The following is a 21,794-nucleotide window of genomic DNA, read 5'->3' as shown; positions in this document are numbered from 1 at the left end:
AAACTGGACAGCTAACTTACCGCTAGAATAGAATAACTATTTTTGAAAAATTTAGATTTTCCTTATGAATAGCGACTATTCTATCTTCCACCTTAAAAATCTTCAGTCTAACAGATGTCTTTAATTTATTTCGGTAACCTGATAAAATGATGAATGAAGCAATCCCTACTATTCTGTTTATAGGAGTTATGAATCCATGGACGAAAAGGAATTAAATGTAACTGTTACCAAGAAATACTTTGATTTGAACGACTTATTTACGCAATTCTTCCGCGAAAACGCTCGTGGTCCCTTCAAGTTTGAAAACCGTAATCGGGGTCAGAGCCAAATTTTGGCGATTATCCGTGAACATGGAACGATCTCGCAAAAGGCGCTTGTTAGCCAGCTAGATATGCGTCCACAATCAGCCTCTGAAATGATTCGCAAACTTGAAAAAAAAGACTACATCACGCGTGAAAAATCGCAGGAAGATCGACGTGTCATGAATATCCATTTGACTGCTCGCGGAAAAATCGCCGCTCAACAGAGCGATGACTTCCAGCCCGTTATACTGGATGTTTTAAGTCACGAGGAAAAGGAACAATTCGACCATATTTTGACCAAATTAATCAACGAGCTCGAACACCAAGTCAAACACAAGCCTCGTGATCGCCGAGGCCGTCCATAAAAGTAAAATAAGAAGCCTTAGAAGATTATTTTTCTTCTAAGGCTTTGCTTGTCTATTTCATCGGGCCATACCAGACTTTCGCTGATAGGCCTCAATCAATTATTTATTTTTTCGATTGTTAAGCTTCTTTGTGATAAAACCTATAATAAAAACAGACAGAAGCTTCATTAACAATGAACGGACTGCGCTATTTTTTTGCGTAGATTGTTTTTTCGTTGCTTTATTCTTAGTAGAAAAACGGCTCTTAGGCTGTTCCCACTTACTCTTCATCATAGCCTTCATAGATATGCTCCTTCTTTATCCTAGTTTTCTTGTTGAGACTGTATTCGTCGAAGTCTTTTCTTCCTCATTGTCCTCTGAAAATGCCGTTAATTCTTCGTATTCTTCATAATACTTTTTCAAGGAAGAGGTACACTCTTTACTCCAAGGTTTGATATGTCCAGAATAATGGATGATCTTAGGGTCGCGTCGGGTTTGGAAATATTCCTTTTCACCCTCTGGATCTGGATGTTCGACTTCACGCTTCATGATATAGCTTTGGGCATTCCATTTTGGATGCAGTTGTAGCCATTGATCGTGGAGAATCGCATTCAATGCGTCTTGATCATGGAATTTCAATTTTTCAGGATTGTCGTGAATGTACCGCAGGACGCGTTTCGTCACGTTTTCCGAAAGCCATTTTTCCATGTTGATCAGCATAAAGCCCGAATTGAAATATTTTGTTGAGTCACAAGCGACAGCCATTTTCTCTAGACGATGGTGGAAGCCAGCATCTTCTACCGCAGCTAAGATATAACCGGATAGATCAACCTCCCACAGTTCGGAAATATCCGTCAGAGCGATCATGTCACAATCAAGATAGAGAATTCTTTCAAGACCTTTGTCTCGGAATAATTCTGGAATCGCGATGCGATAATACGCGGTTTCCGGGATACGATCACTCTCAACCGCATCTGCAAAATACTTTTTATCGATCGTCATAAAGTGCAAGGATGCATCGTATCCTTTAATTGTTTCTCGCATTAAGCGTTTATTTGCAATCGTGATCTCATCATCAATCACGTAAAAATCAAAATTTTCTGTTGGTTGCTCAGCATTTTCTAGGACTGAAACAAATAATGCAGACACGTGTTCAGCAAATGCGTCGTTGCAGCTTGATACTACCGTAATCTTCTCTTTTTTCATCATTTTACCCTCACCGTCTTCATCAATATACTTTTATTTAATAGCTCCATGTACAAATCCTGATAAGGATGTCCTGTTAACGTATTCCAAGGCTTGTCATGGCCTGTAAAATGAACGATGGCCGGATTTTCCCGTCCTTCTTTATATAAATCATCGTAGTGTTTTGTTGGTGCTGGATGCTTGTCGAAAATAAGCGACGATTGCATATTCCAACGCGGATGGAATGGATGCCATTGTTCATACAGCACCGCATTTAACGCGTCTTGGTCATGGTAGATAATCTTATCGCCATGTTTTTTTAGATACTCAATGGTTTTTTCGGTAATGTGCTGTTGGTTCCAGCGCTCTACGTCAATGACCATTACGCCTGAATTAAAGTAATAATCTTGGGAGTCTACACCTAAGCGTTCTAGTGCTTTCGTTTGACCCGGATCGATAATAGCGCCGATCGTTTTTCCATCTAACTCTTGTTGATACAATTTCTGGATATCATCGAGAATCAATGTATCCGAATCAATATACAGAATTTTTCGATAATTTTTACCAGCCAGCATCTTAGGCATGGAAATTCTGAAGTAAGCAGTCGTCGTAATATGGTCGCTTACTAAAAAGTTTTCATAAACTTCCTCATCGACTTTCACAAATTGAATAACAGCCGTCTCTGAATGTTTGTGGGCGGTTTCGATTAACTTTTCCTTGCTTGAAATGGAAAGATCATCGTCAATAATAAAGAAACGAATCGGTGTAGTTCTTGAAGTTTTGTCTAGCAATGTTGAAATCATTACACTCAGATAAGGAGCGTAATTTTCATCAGCTGCTGTGACTACGGGGATTTCCTCAATTTTTGAGAACATATTCTTTCACTCCTATCTCTTTTTTTATTCGAATTAATAACAGTTGTTTACAAAATTCAGATTAGACTCCTTCCAAGGATTAATCAAAATTAATGCTTTGACACCCCTCTCATTTCTTCAAAAAATCGATGAAAAGACTTGTCATCTGCATCTTTTCGATAATTATTAATTTTTTATAAAGAATAGTTTTTAATTATTGCATATAGTTTGAACTTGTAATCACATGAGCGTTTAATTGTTCATTTTCTGAAAATTGGACTACCCTTATACTAGATTAATGAAAAAAAGGACGGATAGAGATGAAATTAGCAGCAATAGATCTCGATGGCACCCTGCTGAACAAAGAGGGTGTCGTATCAGAGGAAAACGCGAAGGCATTAAAAGAATTTGATCGTCAAGGAGGAACTGTTGTACTAGCAACAGGACGATCTATTCAATCAGCGAAAGAAGTTTTTGCTGAGTTAGAACTTAGTGGCTACACCTTAGCCTCAAACGGCGCATACGTTGCTCGCATTGAAAAGGGAGAAATTCAAGACGTATTAAAAAGCTATACTATTCTTCCAGAAACGGTCAACACAGCGCTTTCTCTTGCGATGAAAACGGAGGTGACGGTGGTAGCAAGTCGCGCGACTCAAGACGACCACATCTCCTTTGCACAGGATAAGAATGAAGTGAATAGTCCTTACTATGCTCAATTCAATTTGAAGGAATCAAAGGTTGACGAGCTTTTGGAACAGATAGAACAGGAAGAAATCAGCTATTTTAAGCTGACCTTTACTGATGGGGATACTAGCAAATTAGTAAAACTACGTTCACAATTAGGAAAAAAGCAAATCAACAGCTCTTATTCCGATAAATATTGGTTGGAAGTCATGGCTGAGGGGGTTAATAAAGGAGCCGCGTTAAACTTTTTGACGAAGTATTTAGGGGTAGATTTATCAGAGGTATTGGCTTTTGGCGATCAGGAAAATGACCTGGAAATGTTAAAACTCAGCGGTAAAAGCATCGCGATGGAAAATGCCGCACCCGCAGTTCAAAAAGTCGCTGATACTTTGACAAAATCAAATGACGAATCCGGCGTCGCTTATCTACTAAATGACTACCTCTCTTGAGCTTTTTAACCGCAAAAAAAGTCGCTGCCAGAAATGATCTGGCGGCGACTTTATTCGTTATAGCTTAAAACTTTGCGCTCATTCATACATTGACAGTCACGATTATTTTTTCCATGAATAGAAATAAATCGCTGAATCTGCTCATCAGAGACTTCTACCGTGTTTTTCAAGACATACCATTCTACACCTTCTGTCAAAGGCGGAGTCGTTAACGAACCAATATAGTGATAATAGCTTTTATCCTTAGGAATCAATTCTGAGGCGGAGAAGATCCCTTCCCCTTTTTCCTGCTCATACTGATTCAAGACTTGCTCAAAATCAGGGTTAAAAACACCAATCTCGTAGAACACCCCCATCACACCTAATTGACCGTTGGGGGCTTGGAAAAGAAAGTGGCCTTCCAATGGAAAGCTCTTCCCATTGAGACGGTGCTCGGAGTCTGCATGAAAATGGACTTGGACAAATTGAAACAAGCGATGGTTGAAACATGCTTGCCCCGCTGCCAAAAGTTGCAGATTCTGCCCATTATTTAGAAACGTAGCAGTGGATTCCGAAAAATTTACTTCTATAGTTGCAAGAGTATCATTGTTTTCAATTTGAGATGTTTGGATATCGATAGGTGATTGTCGATGACCTCCTTGAGGCGCCCAATCTCCTTGGTGACAATAATCGATCAAAAATTCTGCCTTCATATGATCCCTCAATTACCTAAAATTTTTACAATGATATCATTTTTCAAAAATATTTTCCATCCATTTGCAAATATCATGAAAAACTGTAAGTTTTTGGGTTTCATTTAAGAGCTCATGGCGAGCTTTTTCGTATAGCTGAACGGTTACCTTCTCTACACCAGCTAACTGGTATGATTTCGCTGCCGCCATTACTCCTTTGCCGTAATCACCCACAGGATCCTCTTTACCAGACAAAAAGAGCATCGGCAGCTCTTTAGGTACTTTTTTTAAAAGCTCTGGGTCTTGCGCGCGAATAATCAAAGAAAAGAGCTCCTGATAGCCACTTAGTGTGAATAAAAAGCCGCACATGGGATCGGCGATATACTTATCCACCTCTTCTGATAGACTGACCAGCCAGTCTTTATCTGTTCGTTTGTGAGTGATTCTGCGATTCATGTTTCCGAAAGCAAGCTGATCGATCAACTTACTAGGATGCTTGTCTCCTTGGATTTTACTTAGCAGCTTCGCAGAGGTTCGACCAAAACGAGTCAACCAGATCGGCTGCTGACCGGTTCCGACGACAATCACACCCGCTATTTCATTAGCGTATTCATAAAGATAGTTTCTTAATACAAAGGAGCCCATGCTATGCCCCAGTACAAAAAAAGGCAATTCTGGGTATTTTTCTCTTCCCCACTGGCTTACTTGATACAAGTCCTGAACCAACCCATGTTTGATCGTCTCATCATGAAAATAACCGTGAGGATTCTCATTTACAGAGGCACCATGTCCTAAATGGTCATGACCGATTACTGCAATGCCGTGATCATTCAAATAATTCGCCAGTGGCTCGTATCGCCTCAAGTGTTCAGCCATTCCATGCGTCAATTGCAAGACTGCTCGTGGTTCTTCGCACGGCCAATGATAGCCCTGAAGTACTGTTTTTTGATCAACGGAATATAATTCAAATGTTTCTGCCATAATTGTCTCCTTTCTAAAAAAACGTAAATTATTGAAATCCATCTAAAGTTGGAGGTAACTTTTCTTAAAAATGGTACACTTAAACAAAATGGAGGAATGACTTATGTCTTGTATAGGAAATATCATTTGGTTCATCTTCGGCGGTTTGGTCGGTGGATTGACTTGGTGTCTCGCCGGCGTTTTATGGTGTATCACCATTATCGGTATTCCAATCGGGCTCCAATGCTTTAAGTTCGCAAGTCTGAGCTTTGCCCCTTTTGGTAAGGATATCGTGTACCACACCACAGGGGTAAACTTTCTCGTCAATCTTATATGGTTGATTGTTTCGGGAGTTCCTTTAGCAATCGGTCATCTAATTAGCGCTGCTTTGTTATGTGTCACCATTGTTGGAATCCCCTTTGCTGCACAATCCCTCAAGCTTGCTCGCTTAGCTCTGATGCCTTTTGGCGCCCAGATTGTCTCAATCCGCTAAGAAGAGCCTCGTTCCCTTACGATCGCTGTCAAAATGGAAATTATCGATAAAAAGAGAGGAACGACAGCTGTCTTCCTCTCTTTTTATCCAAAAAATAAGTATACCAGACCTGCTACAATCAAAATCAAATTCAGCGTTACCTGAATGTTCACCATCAATGGGGTCACATTCTTCTTTTTCCGGCGGGCAAGGTTGATAAAAATATTATACGAGCCGACAAGGATAACAAAAATCAATAATGCGATTAAATACAAAAAGCCACCTTCTTTTTTGTATTTAGTGTAACGTGAATTATTTCTCGCAGCAAGCAAAGCCGCTAAAATCTAATCTAATTTTTTGAAGAAATCACGCAGCTCTGCTTTTCGGCGCTCACTTAATTCTCGCTTAGGAATATCCTGAATAGCTCCTTCTAGTCCGTACAATAAATGCAAGCATGCCCCATCATCTACTAGATGACGAATCTTTAAAAAAGCCGCCTCTGTTCCCAGCTCCCGCAACTGATCCGGCGTTGTGATTCCTACCTGCTCCAACTTTTCCTCATTCACTACACCAATATTTTTCATCTCTGAGATTTTCATCGCTGACTCCTTACTCCTTTTAGATCCATTATACCTTAGAATAAATGCGGAAACGACCGCTTTCATAAAAAGTTTGAGAAGTCATGATTTTCGCCAAATATCCTTACAGGATAAGAAAACTTAAATAATATAACCTAAGTTATTTTTAATAAAAGCGAGTTTTTTATGAATTCTTTAGGAAAAGGCTTTATTTTTCGCCGTTTATTAGGTTATTATTTGTATTAAATGATATTTCACTTTATTATATAAAAAGATGCGATTAATTTTTATTAACTAAGAATGGAGGGGTCATTCATGCTGGGGATGGATAAGAATACGTTATTAAAAATTCAGATCATTGATACGCTAGATGGGCTGCAGGCGCCGATTTCTTTGAAGGAATTGCAGGGAAAGATTGGCTATGCCAGTCTCGGCACGATTCGTGTGAACTGCAAAGAGCTGCAAACGATCATTGAAGAGATTTATACGGAAAAGGACTATTCTTTGAAACTTCGCATGGATAATGGACGCGGAATACAGTTATACCGTTCTTCCACCAACCTCCAATCATTGACGAGTTATCTATATCAACACGATCTCGCCTGTGAAATCATTCGTGAGATCTTAGCAAGACGAAAAATCTCTGCAATTCAGTTCTGTATGAATAAAAATATTAGTGAGTCTAAATTACGGCGTAAAATCAAAGAGATTAATAAAGAACTTCTGGATTATAATCTTTACATCTCTTGTTCAACAAAGATTAGTCTAAAGGGGCGTGAAGTGGACATTCGCCGTTTTTATTATATCTTTGTTCGCGGTTTATACCATCAATTTACTCAGGTAGAATGGATTAATACCGACAGTTATACGCAACAAGCGAATCAAATAGAAGAATACTTAAAGCTTGCCCATAACCCAACAAATTTGGAGATGATCTGCTTTTGGTTACTGATCACGAACAAATCTCTCAGTAAAAAAGGAGAACTTGTTTTCAACGCTGTCGAACTAGAGCGATTAAATCGCTTTAAATATCCTAAAAAACCAAGCTTTTTAAAAACTTGGAATACAAATGAGTGGCGTTTTTTCCTATATGCGATATACAGCTCACTGTTAAATGATTTCGAGCTTCAACCGAAAAATTCTTCCAGAGAACTTTTTTTCAATCAAGCTACTGCCCATTGGATCGGCTCTTTTTCTGCTCATTTCCGACAATTAAGCAGTCGCGAGCAAAGATTTGTTGGTCGAAAAATCAAGCAGCATTATGCGGCGTTGTCCTTCTTCCGCTTAAATGATCCAATGATTGATGAGCTTAGAAACAGCGTAGCGTTAAACCACGTCCAGCAGCAGTTTCCTTACTATTATCGACGCTTTGAAGCTTTTTGGAAAGACTTTATTCAAGCAGTACCAAGTTATGATCATCGCCAATTGCGAGTCTACTCGTTCCTGACCTGTGTAACACTCTATTCATTAGAAAACTGCTTACCAAAAATATCTGTTTACGCATTTTCCGAGCATAGTGATCTTTTCAGCATTTTTATCCAAGAAAAAATAAATCTGCATTTTAAAAATCGCTATCATCTATCCTTTGTAAAAACACCGCAAGAGGCTCAGTTGATCATTGGAACTTCACCTACTTGTAAAAATTTTATCTCTGAAGGTCAAGAAGCCGTGATCATTCGTTCAAACATCACGTCGACAGATTTAATGGACGTCGAAGAGATTCTTAAACAACTTGTAAAGAAAAATTTAGCTCAATCAGAGAAATAAATGAAAACATATTGTGAATTTGATTAAAAAAAGGTATCGTAGTAGGTATTACAGACAACAAGGAGGCCATCATGGTTTACGTTAGTGAGATGCAGACTACCCCACCAACCGAATTTGGATCTGAATTAGAGGAAAAGACCTACGAAACCCTAGCAAAGCTTGAGATTCCCTTTTATCAAGTGGCCACGGGCAAGGCATTGACGATGGAAGATTGTATCGATATCGATAATCGTCTAGGGATCGAAGTGGTTAAAACCATCTTTTTATGCAATCAAAAGAAAACCAAATTTTACCTGTACATTACACCAGCCGATTTCAAGTTCGTCACAAAGGAATTCGGTAAGAAATTAGAAATTCCCCGAGTGTCATTTGCTTCAGCGGATTTACTGAAAGAACGCTTAGGCGTCATCCCTGGTGCAGCAACAATCTTCGGTTTATTGATGGACCCTGAACATGAGATTCAGCTGGTCTTTGACAAATCAGTGGCCGAACGAGAATGGTATGGCTGTAGTTCTGGATCTGTCACTAATTATATGAAGGTGAAAACAGCGGATCTATTTGAGAAGTTCTTGCCGTATACTGGGCATGAAGCTATTTTCATTGATTAATGATCAACAAAAAAGTGTTAGGAGACCCCCTCTCCTAACACTTTTTTGGGACGATCTTAGCTGCATGAAGGTATATCAAAAACAGCGATTTCTTTTTTTGACTGCCGTTTTAGCGCCTCATTCTAATCTGACTGCTTTTTGGTCGGCTTACCATTTTACGTAAGCACAGCCAATTTCTTTCATTGGTCCGGTGATTTCTTTGCCGCCATCATAGCCAACAGCTTGAATTGCAAAATAGTACGTTCCTCTAGATAGGCACACTTTGCTTAATGTGTAATCCAAGTAGTAACCTTTACCGAATGAACCATTCATATATTTCGCATAGCGAACATCAATCGTTTTGTAGGCAGAGGTATATTTTCCTGAGCTCGTCCGACGATACACACGAACTTTTGTATAATCTGTTGGTTTCTTCGTTCCTAAGAAGATTTGTGCCCCATAGTAGCGAGTTGGAATGCAACCGCATTTAAGGTAATTCTTAACACAACCCTTCAAGTCCGTACCAATGTCCTTCTTCTTCAACGTTGTTGCACAGCTTGGTCCCCATTGCGGACTCACCCAGTTGCTCCATTGACCATAATTTGCCTTAACCCAGTAGTAGTAGGTTGTGTATTGGTTCAAGCAGTCATCTGTGTAGCTCATTTCAGAGCCGTCTTGTTTGCCGGCAACTGTAATCGCAGTTGCTTTGTTGATGTTGTTTGTTGTACTGCGGTACAATGTATAGCTTGTTGCGTAACGTGTGGACGCATTGTCACTCTTCGTATTTGTCCATGTTACTTTGATCGCCTTATCAGAAACGGCAGTGGCTTTAATCATTGGATTCAACGTTGTTCCGCAAACTGTAAATTTACCAATATTTGAACTGCTAACCGTTTCGATCGTGTATGGGCAAACCTTCGGACGTTTCACCATTACCTTATAGCAATAAGTCGTATTGTGATTCAACTTGGTATCATTATACGTGGTTTGTCCTTTTACCGTAGCGATTTCTTTAAAATCTTTTGAGCTGTAATCGTTACATTTTTTCGTTGCGCGGAAGATTTTGTATTCTGCATCACTGCCTTTTGATTCCCAGCTTAGCTTCAACCAGTGGTGTTGTGTTTCTGTGATACAAACATTTTTGACTGCATCCCATTTTTCTTTGTAATTATTTTGGTTACATTCTTTTCCGTCATGTTTTTTGTCACAATCTTCGTCATGCTTCCAGTTATGGTTGCAGTTGTGGCCGCTATGGTTTTCATCACAATCTTTTCCATGCTGCCATTTGTTTTCGTTACAGTTGTGACCACTATGGTTTTTATCGCAATCTTTTCCATGCTGCCATTTATTTTCATTACAGTTTTTACCGCTGTGCTTCTTGTCGCAGTAGTCGCCGTGTTTCCAGTTATTTGAATTGCATTTCTTTTTGCTGCTGTGCTTAGTATCACAGTCTTTGTCATGTTTAGATGAGCCGTATGTTTGTGCAGCCGCTTTTTCTTCTGTTGTTTCCTCTGTCACTTCTTCTGTTTTTTCTTCAGTAACTGCTGAAGGTGCTGCTGCAGCCTCTTCGATTTGATCATCACTAGCTTTTGTTGCAACGTCTTGATTAGCTACTGGACCAGCAGCTTCTTGTTCCTTACCCTCGACAACTGCTGACACTTTATAGTAGTAAAGATAATCAGCCTTCAGAGTTCCATCGGTCTTCAATTCCGTATAAGGATCGACCGCATAAGTGGTATCACTCTTCAATGTTTGAATATGTTCAAATTGTCCATCTTGCTCTTCTGCTCGATAAATCTTATAGCTGTCGGCATCTTCGACTTTATCGAACTGAATTACTGTCCATTTCTGCGTATCATTATGTTTGACTGTCAGATTCGCAGGAACATTTCCCTCATCTGCTGCAAAAACTTGTGCTGGTATTCCTAACGAAGACACTGTCATAATCAACAGCGTTACCAACGACATGATCCCCTTTAACTTTTTCATTAACCCTTTTCTTTTCATTTCGCTCTCCTTTTCGTTCTTTGCCCTATGCAAAAGTGCATAACAAATAAACCTACCCTAACGATTGAAACCACTGCCTTCGAAAGGAAGACAGTAGTCGATTTTTTTCGGAGTTTGTTTTTGGCCAAAAACAGAAGCAGCTTCTCATATACCACCCCCTATCAAGTAAGCACAGCAAGTATGCTCGATTACAGGAATTGCTCTCTCATGTTTCCCCGCCTCTAAGAAATGTGATCTTTGGGTAATTTTCCTGTTAAACAAAATATAACAATTATTGTGATATATTTCTATATTCCATCAAAATTCAAAAATATTATTCATTTTATGACGAAATATTTTTGCCACATACCATATATTTTATAATATATTTAATATTTCGATTGTTTTGTATGATTTCCTCCTCAAAAAAGACCATCCACATGGATGGTCTTACGATGATTACTGCTTATTAATAGAAACAATTTTCTGTTGCAGACGATCATACACCACTACAAAGGTCGCCACGTCTTTTTCAGAGGTAGGTACTCGGAAATAATAATCCGATTGCCCATCCGTCGGTGTATTCGTATGATAAAAACCAGAAAGATACGCATGAGCAATATCTCCTCGAGTATCCTTGAATAAATCAAAGAACCCATTCTGATCCGTCACATTGATGCTTTTTTCCAACGCTTTGAATTCTGTCTGATTGCTGTCCATTCCCGCCTTTTGCATTTGACGATAAAGCTGAGTATCTGTTCCGCGTCGTACCAGTTCCGTCCATGCCGTTTCAAAATCTGCTGACTTGTCTAAATAAGTATCCTCTTTGGTGATGACCGACTTTAACTCGCTGCCGTCTTCAGAGGTTAATTCGTTCAGCCCCTTTTGATTATAACGTATGTTAATGGTGTAATCGTGACGCGAACCGCTAGTATCGGTAAAGCTCCAAACCTGTCGCTGCGTCGTCATCGTCTGATCGTCTACAAGACGCTGCCCAAATCCAACTAAACTGACACTGACAAAGCCGCTTTCCTCCGAACTCACCATCGGATAAATTTTACGATAAAGGTTAAAGATATTCTTCCCGTCTTTCGCCTTCCCGTAGACTTTTTCGATCGCGTCAGCCATCGCTTGAGAGCTGGAAAAGCTGTTATTGTCTTCAAATGCCTTATTCAAAGCATCGATTTTCTCCGTTTGTTCTTCTAATAATGATTGATCGTTGACATCCTTCAACGCCAATACGTTTAATTTCGGTAGTTCTTCCTTTTTCTTCACCTTGTCATCGCTGGCAAAAACACTAAAGGGTATCGTGAATTGCGGAAAATTGCCGCTTAAAACGATCCCAAATGTCCCAACAAACAAAGCGGCCAGAATCCCCCAAAAGATCAACCATTTTTTCTTTGTCTCCATAGGTCACCTCATCTCCTTTACATTGTGGCGACAAATTAAGCAAGCGTCAAGTATTTCTAGTGAAATTCAGCCTATTTTTATGAAATAATCTAAATTTTTTCTTGGAAAAATATGAATATGATAGTTATTCTCGTCATTTTCTATTACACTAGAGGAAATGATTTTTTTAAGGATAGGCGGATATGGCAAACAGACAAGAACGACATCAACAAAAAAAAGAAAAGAGAATAAAACCCACTCGGAAAAAATCGTCACGAGGAAAATTATCTCGATCAACGAAGGTCTCCCTGAGTATTTTGGCGGCAATGCTTTTAGTGCTCATCGCAGGGACCATTTTCTTCTTCCAAAAATATGGAAAAGAAGTCACAGCGGCGATCGATGCTGGTGAAGAACATGCGGCGAAAATCCAAGAAAGTGACTTTAAGCAATACCATCCAACGACGATTTTGGATAAAAATGGGCAGGTCATCAAGGAATTAAAGACCCAAGAACGGGACTACATCACCTATGACAAGATGGACCCTCTCGTCTCTCAAGCATTGATTTCTATCGAGGATAAACGGTTTTACGACCACCACGGGGTAGATACCCAAGGGCTGTTGACCGTTGGGATAAATGCAGCGACTGGACGCGGTGTCCGTGGGGCCTCTACCATCACTCAGCAACTAGTAAAAAATATTTACTTAACGCCGGAGGTTTCTATTTCACGGAAGATCGAAGAAATGGTGATGGCACAAGCACTAGAAAAACGCTTCACCAAACACCAAATTTTAGAATATTATTTGAACAATGTGTACTTCGGTCATGGTGCCTATGGGATCAATGCTGCGGCAAAGGTCTATTTTGGTAAGTCCATCAATGATACCAGCCTGCTGGAAAAAGCAACGCTTGTAGGAATCACCAATAACCCGGGAATTTTCGATCCTACGACCAATAAGAAAAATGCGTTAAAACGGGCGAAGCTAATTCTTAAACAAATGAATCAGCAAGGCTACATCACTAAAGATCAATACGACAAGGCTGTGGCGGATGATATTTCGGCAAAAGTCCACAGCAATGCACTGAACAATCAGCTGGACAATAACGAAGTCGCTTTGGCAGTGGACAATGCCACCAAGATTTTGATGGGACAGCAGGACTTCCGTTTCCAATACCAATTTGATTCCAAAGAAGAAGAGGATCGCTACAACGAAGAGTACAAATCTGCGTACAACAAAGTATATCAGCGAATTCTTTCCGGCGGTTATCAAATCAACACCAACATTGACCCCGCTTTGCATGACCAATTGCAAGGGATCGTCAGCAACGTCATGAATGCTTGGCAAGATCAAAATGGGGAAAATAATTTTTACACTAAACAGGCGGCTATGACCGTGATTGACAATCAGACAGGAGACGTGGTGGCAAGTATTGGCGGTCGCGGTGAAGAAGGTAACCACTATAATCGAGCCTTTCTCTCCTATCGTCAGCCGGGATCGGCGATTAAACCGTTGGTCTCCTATGCTCCCGCCTACGAACGGGGGTTGTTAGAAAGCAGTGCCGTTTCGGATGATCGACCAAATAATACGTATCCAAACAATGTATACAACAGTTCGAAAGGAAACCTGACATTACGCAATGCCTTGGCGATTTCCTCCAACGTCGTCGCCTATAAACTGGCGGATGAAAACCGAAATGAATTGAAGGAACCGGTGTATCAGCCATTGGCGCAAATGCAATTTACCGGACTCGATGTGGAAGATGATAACCCAATCATCGCAGTGGGCGGAATGACCTATGGAGCGACAACACAAGAAATGGCCAGTGGTATTGCAACATTGGTAAACCAAGGAAATTACCGCGCACCCATAAATATCCAAACGATCAAGCGCAAAGACACAGGGCAGGAAATCTTCTCGCAAAATGACATCGCTCAACAAAAGGTTTACAGCGATGACGCGGCGTACTTGACCATTGATACGATGAAAGCTGTTCATCAGAACGCTGACGGAACCGCTGCTGGACTAACCTTGGCTCATAATCAATATTGGGCTGTCAAAACGGGAACGACGGATGAAGCGAAGGATCTGTGGACCGTCGGAGCGACCCCTTACTACACGGTAGCGGTCTGGGCCGGTGATGACACGCCTCAGCCACAGGACAATACCAGCGTAGGACAAGCAACAAAAGAAATCTTTAAGCAAACAATGGATCTTCTGAATAATGGCAAAGAAGATATTGATTTTCAGATGCCGTCTTCGGTACAAAAAGCCGGCGGTCAACTAGTTACCCGTTCCAGTCAAACCAAACAGGTATTGGCGACACGGAAAAACGCGCTTCAAACCGCTACAACAAACATTGATACCTTAGCTAAGCAAAAGGCCAATGAGCTGACAGCAGCGAAGCTGAGCACACCAATGGTGGAAGAAGCCTCCACCTTCAGCAACCAATTGATTTCTGAGCGAATCGACACCTTGAGTCAATTTGAAATCATCGTGACCGATACACAGGACAACTGGCAAACCTTTGATCAATATGCACAAGAGGTCTTCGCGCTAGTTCAGCAAGTCGAGCCTTCTGGCGGCACTCTTTCAGAACAATACACCAGTGTCTATCGCAACAAAGAGGCCGAGTACGCCCACGAAAAAGCTGCTCGTGATTCTGCCATCAACACGGTCAAAGATCAAATCAATGAGACAAAAAATCAAAGCAAGGACCTTGATAAGCGGATCAATGAGCTAAAGAAACAGCTTGAAGAGGAAGAAGATTAAAGAAACAGTCGCCAAATCGGCGACTGTTTTACTATACTTATACTAGGAGAAAGGACTGAAGTCGATGGAAAAAGTTTATGCACTCTTAACCGCAAAGGATACGAAAGAAGCCTTGGCTAAGTTCAATCAATTGCAAACAGAATGTCTGAACGAACCTATTTTCGCGGATAAGCTGGAACAATTTCTACCTGCCCTTAAAACGGAAGCTTCGTGTGGGCGAGGACGCACCTTCAAATTCTTTATGATCAATGCCCGCTGGGATACGCAAGGCGTCATCGAAAAACACTTGGAAGATATTTTAGGCGTTTTAGACGATTCTAAAGCTCCAGTCGTACGTCAATGTATTCCCTATTTGACCTATTTAGCTAAGGCAAAGCCCAAAACAATTCCCCATATTCGCCATAAGCTAGAAAATTTGACCCTCGATCACTATAAAGAAAGCATGCAAAGCTTGATTCAGCGAGACATTGAGAAGATATTGCCAACATTGATAATGTAGACCAAAAACTCCTGAATACTTGGACGATTGTTGCCAAGTATTCAGGAGTTTTCTCTTTTTAGCGTTCCACGTTCTCAAAACCGTTTCTTTGGATTGTTTCTGCCATCCAGAAGCTGGACTTTTTAGGCACTCGCTTATACTCTTCTTCTAGTTCAACTCGGTAAAAACCATAACGATTCTTGAAGGCATTCAACCAGCTCCAGCAATCGGAAAATGTCCATAAATGATAGCCAAAGCAATTGGCGCCTTCTGTGATCGCTCGATGCAATTCTACTAAATGGTCTTTTATAAATTCGATACGGTAGTCATCTTGGATGATTCCTTCTTCATTTTCAAAGACCTCCTCTTGAGAGACGCCCATGCCATTTTCAGAGATATACCACGGAATCTCACTGTAATCATTTTTCAGCCGCATCGCGATGTCGTAGATGCCCTTTGGATAAATTTCCCACCCTCGATGAGGATTAATCTGTTTTTCAGGCCAATCATACCCTTGATACAGATCCTGCGGCCCTTCTATTGTTGCTTTCATCTCTTTTGATACAGCTTGTACGCGTAATGGCTGATAATAATTACAGCCAATGAAGTCAACCGTGTTTTTTGAAAAGAGCTGCTTATCTCCCTCGTTTGTCTTAGGCAATAAGTCTGAAGTTTTCAACATATCTATAAATTCCTCAGAGAAACTGCCCTTAACAGCGCAATCTAAAAAGCTTCGAATACACAGATGATCTGCCCATTTAGCGGCTTCTCTATCCTCTGGTGACTCACTTTTAGGATAAACCGGCGATAAATTCAAGATAATCCCTATCTTCCCATCCTTAAGGGCGGCTTTTCGGAAAGCTTCTACCGCTTTCGCATGAGCCAGCATCGTATGGTACCCTACTTGTAAGGCACGCTTAAAATCTCGCACTCTCGGCCAATGAGCGTCCCCATAATACCCGCATTCAATATGTACCAGCGGTTCATTGAATGTCGCCCATTTTTTTACAATATCACCAAACTGCTCAAACGCCACACTAGCATAGTAGGCAAAAGAATCCGCAGATTCTCTAATTTCCCAGCCTCCCTTCTCCATCAACCACCAAGGCATATCGAAATGAAATAGATTGATTATCGGCTCGATCCCATTATCAATAAGCGCTTGAAAATAGGCACGATAAAAGGAAACAGCTTTGGGATTTAAGGTCTTCCCATCTGGCAGTAATCGTGTCCAAGCAATTGATGTCCGATAAGAATTTAGGTTCATTGCCTTCATATTGGCGACTTCTTCCCGATACATTTCATAAAGGTTTGACGTATTTTCTGGTCCGACCTGATCATAAAAAGCCTCTGGCTCCATTTCAAACCATTTATCCCAAGTCGAAGGACTCTTTCCATCCTTCAACGCAGCCCCCTCTGATTGCGGTGCGCTTGTCGCTGCTCCCCATAAAAAATCTTTTGGAAATTGATGCATAAATAACTCCCCTTTTTAATAAGTTTACGTTTTTCGATTGCTTCTGTTCATAAAAACAGCGATTCATCTATTTATGAATCGCTGCGATATATTCTCTGTTTAGATAGGTTAAGAACGGGCGATTACAGTCCAAAAATCTCATTCTCAATAATTTCTTCTTTCCCTGCCTCCGCGTCTTCATTCATTCGATCTAGCAGCAGCTGTGCAGCGCGTTGACCAATCAGCTTAGTAGGTGCTTTGATCACTATCCGATTCTCCAACAGCGCAGCCATCTCACTCGTATAATCATAATGAGCCAAGACCAGCTCCCTTTGATCGGATGGGACTGAGGACAGATACTCAAGGACTCCCGTCATCATATTGTAGTTGGTCACTATCAGGGCCGTTATCTCTTTAGCGATCAATTTCTTTCCGCCTCGATACCCGCTGATCCGAGAATAATCGCCATATTCAATTTCTAATGACACCTCAGGATGATTCGCAATTGCCTCTTTCGCTCCCGATAAGCGTTCTCTTGCCACATAATCATTTTGCGGGGCCGCTAAAAGGCCAATCTTTGTATGGCCTTCCTGAATAAGATGCTCTACTACTTCATGGACGCTTTTTCGGTCCGCTACCTGTACACGATCCACGCCCGGCAGTTGGATTGGACTGTTTATAGTCAGTACAGGAATCGGCAGCTCGGCTAAGCGCTCCATTCCGTCCCAATCTTGTTCTGACATAAATACAATCAACCCATCCACCGCATGCTGGACAAGATAATCAATTTTTTGATCAACCAGAGAAACGTCACCCTTGAACCCGCTTAACAAAACAGAATAACCATTTTGCTCCATCACACCTTCAATCGCACTGACAATTTCAGCACCAAATTGACTGGATATGCTATTCATCAAAAGGCCGACAGAAAAACTGCGATTGTTCTTAAGCCCTTTAGCAATGATATTTTCCTTGTAATCCAGCTCCTTTATGGCAGCAGCAATTTTTTTCATATTTTGTTCTTTCAGCTGATGACCATTAAGATAGCGCGAGACACTTCCTAATGAAACACCCGCCAACTCAGCAACTTTTCGAATAGATGACATCTGATTGATTCCTTTCCTGTTCTGCTATTGTTACTGCCTGAAAAGTTAACTAGACAAAGAGAATCAGCTAGTAAGCGACACTTCCTGCGAGAGCTCCTGCACCATAATTCGACAGCTCTCCGCCTGCTTATAGTTTCCATCGAAATCTGTAAAGCAAAGCGCCTCTAAAGGAACACTAAAGGTTACCTCTGTTGACTCATCCGGTGCTAATTCTACCTTGATAAATTCCTTCAACAGCTTGTGTCGTTGAATCACGGCTCCACCCAGTAAACGAACAAACACGAGCACCGATTCTTTCCCAGCAATTTCTCCGTCATTTTTGACAGTAAGACTTATAATTATTTTGTCAGACTCTGGGGTGACATGCAAGTTCTCATAGGAAAAACTCGTGTAACTCAATCCATAGCCAAACGCATGTAGCGGCGCGCCCGGCTCATCATAATAATCGTCTTTTTTTGAAGCCGCTCGTTGATAGTAATAAACGGGCAATTGTTCTGAATTCAGTGGATAGCTGACGCTTAAGCGACCACTAGGATTGTTGATACCCAGCAAGGTTCGAGCAATAGCGCCTCCTCCTTCTTGACCAGGAAACCACCCAACTAAAACAGCGTCAGAAAGCTGTTGAACCTCTTGAAGATCATAGGGTCTACCCTGGATCATCACAGTTACAATTGGTATTCCTATTTCTTTTAGCTTTCTTAGTAACGTTAACTGCTCCCCACCCAAAGACAAGGAAGCCACATCTACATTTTCGCCAGAATCCATGTTAATTCCTTTAGAAGAAACAGCGCCATTGTTTAAAAATTCCATATCGAAATTCCGCGCGCTAGACCCGCCCAAAACAATGAGAATCGTATCTGCGCCTCGACAGACTTTTATCGCTTCTTCAATTTTTTCATGCTGGTTCTCCTTGTTGCGGACCTCACAGCCCTCTGCGTAAACAACTTCTGATTCAGAAAATGCCTGTTTCACTTGTTGATAGATTGTTTTCTCAGCCATTTCTGACGACTGCGGTGCTGAATAATCGCCTAATAGCGCATAGACACTATCTGCGTTTGGACCTATTACAGCTAATTTTCTTATAGACCGATCCAGTGGAAGAAGACCATTGTTTTTTAGCAGCGTCAATGATTCTTCAGCAGCCTGAGCATTGATTTTTTTTGCAGCACTGAGTACTTTCGTCAGTTTCTGGCTAGGATCCTTTACATACGGCTGCTCGAATAACCCTAATAGAAACTTGATACCTAAAACGCGGGCACAGGCGGCATCAAGAGCCGATTCCGTAATTTTTTTTGCTTTTACTCCATCAGCGATCTGCAAATATGTTTCGTCCCACAAACTCAAGTCAACACCAGCCTTCAATGCAGCATTGGCACTGGTTACCTTGTCAGAAAAAACATCCTGTAATCGATCTAGCGCAATTCCGTCAGCCATGACGATCCCCTGATAGCCCAACTGCTTACGCAGGATGTTTTGGAACAATTGCCCATTGATATGACAAGGAACACCGTCCACATCGTTGTAGGCTGCCATTACTCCTACGGCATTTCTTGTACTTGCTAGTAATGGAAAGTACACGTCTTGAAATTCTCTTCTTCCAAGCGGCACAGTTCCAGAGTTATGTCCCCCTAGCGCCTCACCTTGTGCAATACAATGCTTTAATACCACTCCGATTTGATCCGGTTGTCGATTGATTTCATCAACGGTAAGATCGAGATAGCTTTTTTCATCTGTGATTAAATCTCCTTGAAAACCTGTAACTACCGCTTCGCTCATTTTTGCGGCTAGTATCGGATCTTCTCCAAAGCATTCTTCCGATCGCCCCCAACGCGGGTCCTTCACTAAATCCAACGTCGATACAAGTGCTAAGTGAACGCCTTTTGCTGCAAGCTCCTGTGCCATTAACTGACTGGATTTTTTCGTAAGCTCTGTATTGAAGCTGTTGCCGCGCCCGATATTGGTTGGATAAGACGTCCCCTCTAGTCCTTGGTGACCATGAGGACATTCTTCCACGAGTAGAGCCGGGATTTTCCAGCGGGAATGATTGATCACATATTCTTGTACTTGGTTGGCAAGCTTCCAGCTATCTGCTGCAGCTACCCCATTTTCAAATCCAACCTTTGACCATGGGTCGGCACGAAACAGGCCGTATAAGGCCCCCAATCCTCCGCCCCATTCTACATGTGCTTTGAATTTGTCTGTTAATGAGACCTGTCCATTCGCCTTCTTTTCATAGCATTCCCAACCATACAGGTGTTGATTCACCTGACCAGCTTTTTCTTCTATACTCATTCGGCTTAACAGATCCGCCACACGTTCTTTAATAGGCAGGGCTGGATCTTGGTACGGATACTTACTCAAGCAATTCTTCTCCTCTCAATTGAGCTTCCTTATTTGATGCGATCACAAAAGGCATAAATAAGAAAACATCCAATACGATTAGTAGTATTGTCAAAACACTCGCCATGATATTTCCACCAGTTGCGATAAAGGATTGAATCACCGGTGGTGTGATCCACGGTGCTGCCGCCACTGTTTTTCCTACTAAACCGATACTTGTGGCAAAATAGGCGATAATCAAATTAATAGACGGGATAATCGCACAAGGAATCATAAAGATTGGATTCATCACGACTGGCAGGCCGAACATCACCGGTTCTGTAATATTGAACATGCAGGTAGTCAATCCAAGCTTCGCTACTTGACGTTGATCCTTTCTGCGAGATACCCACAGAATAGCAATAACTAAAGGAAGAATACAGCCGCCTCCGCCAATCAAGCCAAAGGCATTGGCAAAGGGCTCGGTAATAATATTGGGGATATCCTGATGATTTTGAAAGGCCAGCATATTTTCTTCGATTGACTGCAGCATCGGTGCTTGCTTGATTGGTGCCAAGATACTAGAGCCGTGCATTCCAAATACCCAAAGAAAATCAGAAAAGAATTGAATGAACAGCATTCCTGGTACAGATAGCACAAATCCTTTTAAGGGCGTTTGAATAGCTAAATTGATCAAATCGGGAACATTTAACCCCGTCGCTTTCTTCAATACAAAAACGAACAGTCCAAAAATCAACACAACGAGTACTTCTGGAACCAAAGAGTTGAATGACGTTGCAACTGCTGGGGGAACACCATCTGGCATTTTTATTTTCAGCTTTTTGAATTTTGCGAACCGAACAAACAGCTCGGTACTCACCAGTGCGCAGATCATTGCAGTTGATAAACCGGAACTAGAGGTTAAGGCTTGTGAGAAGACGCCTCCTACTTCAGCTGTAGCACCATCAGCAAGAGTCACTAAGGTATTTACAGGCATTAAAATAAACATAGTCGCTAAGCTTAATACCCCAGCGTGAACAGAATTGAAGGCTGGATCATCAATCGCTTTTGATTGAACATAAAAATTTGCCAGATTCACACCAATATTGTAACAAACGATGATCGCTAAAATACTCATTGTCCCATTGTTAACAATGACAGCCAATTCTGACAAAAAGCTCAAATCAACTATTTTCTGTACGGCGGCATTCGAAAAAATTAAGGCATTCAATAAGACCATGAAGGATGCGGCCATTACTAACGGCATCGTAATAATAAAGGCATCACGAATGGCCAGAAGATGACGCTGATTATTGATTTTTGACACAATCGGCAATAATTTCTCAGACAGCTTATCTACGAGATTCATAATAAAACTCCTAACTATTTTCTTTTTTTGAACCGGTTCAAAAAGAATAATAGCAAACGATTTCAATAAT

The 21,794-nt window shown here is 41.2% G+C and carries 19 protein-coding genes; 7 read left to right on the top strand and 12 right to left on the bottom strand.

The window, feature by feature from the left end; all coding sequences use genetic code 11:
* Positions 1 to 196: 196 nt before the first annotated feature.
* Positions 197 to 667, top strand: coding sequence for a MarR family winged helix-turn-helix transcriptional regulator (locus tag RV13_RS12365; RefSeq protein WP_010743784.1), 471 nt, complete (start codon positions 197 to 199; stop codon positions 665 to 667).
* A 297-nt stretch (positions 668 to 964) separates the two neighbouring features.
* On the opposite strand, the gene RV13_RS12355 is transcribed toward RV13_RS12365, so the two are convergent.
* Both RV13_RS12355 and RV13_RS12350 read right to left on the bottom strand, forming a co-directional pair.
* Entirely contained in the window at positions 965 to 1,852 is an 888-nt protein-coding gene (locus tag RV13_RS12355) for a glycosyltransferase family 8 protein (RefSeq protein ID WP_051095875.1), read from the bottom strand.
* Positions 1,852 to 2,706, bottom strand: a complete 855-nt coding sequence (locus RV13_RS12350) for a glycosyltransferase family 8 protein (protein WP_010743787.1) — start codon at positions 2,704 to 2,706, stop codon at positions 1,852 to 1,854. The genes RV13_RS12355 and RV13_RS12350 overlap by 1 nt, the downstream gene beginning before the upstream one ends.
* Before the next feature lie 299 nt (positions 2,707 to 3,005).
* Between RV13_RS12350 and RV13_RS12345 the strand changes: the two genes are divergently transcribed.
* Positions 3,006 to 3,818 carry a Cof-type HAD-IIB family hydrolase gene (locus RV13_RS12345; protein WP_060789588.1) on the top strand — a complete coding sequence of 271 codons (813 nt, stop codon included), beginning with the start codon at positions 3,006 to 3,008 and terminating at the stop codon, positions 3,816 to 3,818.
* Positions 3,819 to 3,868: 50 nt separating this feature from the next.
* On the opposite strand, the gene RV13_RS12340 is transcribed toward RV13_RS12345, so the two are convergent.
* Positions 3,869 to 4,510, bottom strand: a complete 642-nt coding sequence (locus RV13_RS12340; RefSeq protein ID WP_010743789.1) for a carbonic anhydrase family protein — start codon at positions 4,508 to 4,510, stop codon at positions 3,869 to 3,871.
* Between the two features lie 36 nt (positions 4,511 to 4,546).
* Positions 4,547 to 5,470 (bottom strand): alpha/beta fold hydrolase, encoded by a 924-nt coding sequence (locus tag RV13_RS12335; protein ID WP_010743790.1) that lies wholly within the window; start codon positions 5,468 to 5,470, stop codon positions 4,547 to 4,549.
* Between the two features lie 103 nt (positions 5,471 to 5,573).
* Here RV13_RS12335 and RV13_RS12330 point away from each other — a divergent pair, with 103 nt between their 5' ends.
* The gene (locus RV13_RS12330) at positions 5,574 to 5,942 is read left to right on the top strand and encodes a YccF domain-containing protein (RefSeq protein WP_010743791.1); all 369 of its coding nucleotides are present in this window, start codon (positions 5,574 to 5,576) and stop codon (positions 5,940 to 5,942) included.
* An 83-nt stretch (positions 5,943 to 6,025) separates the two neighbouring features.
* Here RV13_RS12330 and RV13_RS21030 read toward each other — a convergent pair whose 3' ends face one another.
* A complete protein-coding gene (locus RV13_RS21030) occupies positions 6,026 to 6,196 on the bottom strand; it encodes a hypothetical protein (protein WP_167325155.1) in 171 nt (56 codons plus the stop codon).
* A gap of 69 nt (positions 6,197 to 6,265) precedes the next feature.
* Positions 6,266 to 6,520, bottom strand: a complete 255-nt coding sequence (locus RV13_RS12325) for a TfoX/Sxy family protein (protein WP_010743792.1) — start codon at positions 6,518 to 6,520, stop codon at positions 6,266 to 6,268.
* A gap of 294 nt (positions 6,521 to 6,814) precedes the next feature.
* On the opposite strand from RV13_RS12325, the gene RV13_RS12320 reads away from it, so the two are divergent.
* Positions 6,815 to 8,266 carry a helix-turn-helix domain-containing protein gene (locus RV13_RS12320; RefSeq protein ID WP_010743793.1) on the top strand — a complete coding sequence of 484 codons (1,452 nt, stop codon included), beginning with the start codon at positions 6,815 to 6,817 and terminating at the stop codon, positions 8,264 to 8,266.
* A 71-nt stretch (positions 8,267 to 8,337) separates the two neighbouring features.
* Complete coding sequence (locus RV13_RS12315; protein WP_010743794.1) at positions 8,338 to 8,874, top strand: prolyl-tRNA synthetase associated domain-containing protein; 537 nt, start codon at positions 8,338 to 8,340, stop codon at positions 8,872 to 8,874.
* A gap of 147 nt (positions 8,875 to 9,021) precedes the next feature.
* Here RV13_RS12315 and RV13_RS12310 read toward each other — a convergent pair whose 3' ends face one another.
* The gene (locus RV13_RS12310; RefSeq protein ID WP_010743795.1) at positions 9,022 to 10,860 is read right to left on the bottom strand and encodes a fibronectin type III domain-containing protein; all 1,839 of its coding nucleotides are present in this window, start codon (positions 10,858 to 10,860) and stop codon (positions 9,022 to 9,024) included.
* 438 nt (positions 10,861 to 11,298) lie between these two features.
* Entirely contained in the window at positions 11,299 to 12,249 is a 951-nt protein-coding gene (locus RV13_RS12305; RefSeq protein ID WP_010743796.1) for a hypothetical protein, read from the bottom strand.
* A 182-nt stretch (positions 12,250 to 12,431) separates the two neighbouring features.
* On the opposite strand from RV13_RS12305, the gene RV13_RS12300 reads away from it, so the two are divergent.
* Positions 12,432 to 14,999, top strand: coding sequence for a transglycosylase domain-containing protein (locus RV13_RS12300; protein ID WP_060789583.1), 2,568 nt, complete (start codon positions 12,432 to 12,434; stop codon positions 14,997 to 14,999).
* 64 nt (positions 15,000 to 15,063) lie between these two features.
* Positions 15,064 to 15,498: a hypothetical protein gene (locus tag RV13_RS12295; RefSeq protein ID WP_010743798.1), complete on the top strand. Its 435-nt coding sequence runs from the start codon at positions 15,064 to 15,066 to the stop codon at positions 15,496 to 15,498.
* A 58-nt stretch (positions 15,499 to 15,556) separates the two neighbouring features.
* On the opposite strand, the gene RV13_RS12290 is transcribed toward RV13_RS12295, so the two are convergent.
* From RV13_RS12290 to RV13_RS12275, 4 genes are all read right to left on the bottom strand, one after another.
* Positions 15,557 to 16,951, bottom strand: coding sequence for a glycoside hydrolase family 1 protein (locus tag RV13_RS12290; RefSeq protein WP_010743799.1), 1,395 nt, complete (start codon positions 16,949 to 16,951; stop codon positions 15,557 to 15,559).
* A gap of 122 nt (positions 16,952 to 17,073) precedes the next feature.
* Positions 17,074 to 18,036 carry a LacI family DNA-binding transcriptional regulator gene (locus RV13_RS12285; protein ID WP_010743800.1) on the bottom strand — a complete coding sequence of 321 codons (963 nt, stop codon included), beginning with the start codon at positions 18,034 to 18,036 and terminating at the stop codon, positions 17,074 to 17,076.
* A 63-nt stretch (positions 18,037 to 18,099) separates the two neighbouring features.
* Positions 18,100 to 20,397 (bottom strand): glycoside hydrolase family 3 N-terminal domain-containing protein, encoded by a 2,298-nt coding sequence (locus RV13_RS12280; protein WP_010743801.1) that lies wholly within the window; start codon positions 20,395 to 20,397, stop codon positions 18,100 to 18,102.
* A complete protein-coding gene (locus RV13_RS12275; protein WP_010743802.1) occupies positions 20,390 to 21,724 on the bottom strand; it encodes a PTS sugar transporter subunit IIC in 1,335 nt (444 codons plus the stop codon). The genes RV13_RS12280 and RV13_RS12275 overlap by 8 nt, the downstream gene beginning before the upstream one ends.
* Positions 21,725 to 21,794 lie beyond the last annotated feature (70 nt).

The sequence above is a fragment of the Enterococcus raffinosus genome (assembly GCF_001886185.1).
Lineage (GTDB): Bacteria > Bacillota > Bacilli > Lactobacillales > Enterococcaceae > Enterococcus_A > Enterococcus_A raffinosus.
The sequence above is the reverse complement of the archived record's forward strand: the minus strand, read 5'-3'. Positions and strand labels throughout refer to the sequence as shown.

What these genes read in the sequence shown, in the direction of transcription:
- RV13_RS12295 (WP_010743798.1), top strand. Translation starts at nt 15,064, where the DNA reads ATGGAAAAAGTTTATGCACTCTTAACCGCAAAGGATACGAAAGAAGCC.
- RV13_RS12365 (WP_010743784.1), top strand. Translation starts at nt 197, where the DNA reads ATGGACGAAAAGGAATTAAATGTAACTGTTACCAAGAAATACTTTGAT.
- RV13_RS12325 (WP_010743792.1), bottom strand. Translation starts at nt 6,520, where the DNA reads ATGAAAATCTCAGAGATGAAAAATATTGGTGTAGTGAATGAGGAAAAG.
- RV13_RS12315 (WP_010743794.1), top strand. Translation starts at nt 8,338, where the DNA reads ATGGTTTACGTTAGTGAGATGCAGACTACCCCACCAACCGAATTTGGA.
- RV13_RS12285 (WP_010743800.1), bottom strand. Translation starts at nt 18,036, where the DNA reads ATGTCATCTATTCGAAAAGTTGCTGAGTTGGCGGGTGTTTCATTAGGA.
- RV13_RS12345 (WP_060789588.1), top strand. Translation starts at nt 3,006, where the DNA reads ATGAAATTAGCAGCAATAGATCTCGATGGCACCCTGCTGAACAAAGAG.
- RV13_RS12310 (WP_010743795.1), bottom strand. Translation starts at nt 10,860, where the DNA reads ATGAAAAGAAAAGGGTTAATGAAAAAGTTAAAGGGGATCATGTCGTTG.
- RV13_RS12305 (WP_010743796.1), bottom strand. Translation starts at nt 12,249, where the DNA reads ATGGAGACAAAGAAAAAATGGTTGATCTTTTGGGGGATTCTGGCCGCT.
- RV13_RS12320 (WP_010743793.1), top strand. Translation starts at nt 6,815, where the DNA reads ATGCTGGGGATGGATAAGAATACGTTATTAAAAATTCAGATCATTGAT.
- RV13_RS12275 (WP_010743802.1), bottom strand. Translation starts at nt 21,724, where the DNA reads ATGAATCTCGTAGATAAGCTGTCTGAGAAATTATTGCCGATTGTGTCA.
- RV13_RS12300 (WP_060789583.1), top strand. Translation starts at nt 12,432, where the DNA reads ATGGCAAACAGACAAGAACGACATCAACAAAAAAAAGAAAAGAGAATA.
- RV13_RS12340 (WP_010743789.1), bottom strand. Translation starts at nt 4,510, where the DNA reads ATGAAGGCAGAATTTTTGATCGATTATTGTCACCAAGGAGATTGGGCG.
- RV13_RS12335 (WP_010743790.1), bottom strand. Translation starts at nt 5,470, where the DNA reads ATGGCAGAAACATTTGAATTATATTCCGTTGATCAAAAAACAGTACTT.
- RV13_RS12330 (WP_010743791.1), top strand. Translation starts at nt 5,574, where the DNA reads ATGTCTTGTATAGGAAATATCATTTGGTTCATCTTCGGCGGTTTGGTC.
- RV13_RS12290 (WP_010743799.1), bottom strand. Translation starts at nt 16,951, where the DNA reads ATGCATCAATTTCCAAAAGATTTTTTATGGGGAGCAGCGACAAGCGCA.
- RV13_RS12350 (WP_010743787.1), bottom strand. Translation starts at nt 2,706, where the DNA reads ATGTTCTCAAAAATTGAGGAAATCCCCGTAGTCACAGCAGCTGATGAA.
- RV13_RS12355 (WP_051095875.1), bottom strand. Translation starts at nt 1,852, where the DNA reads ATGAAAAAAGAGAAGATTACGGTAGTATCAAGCTGCAACGACGCATTT.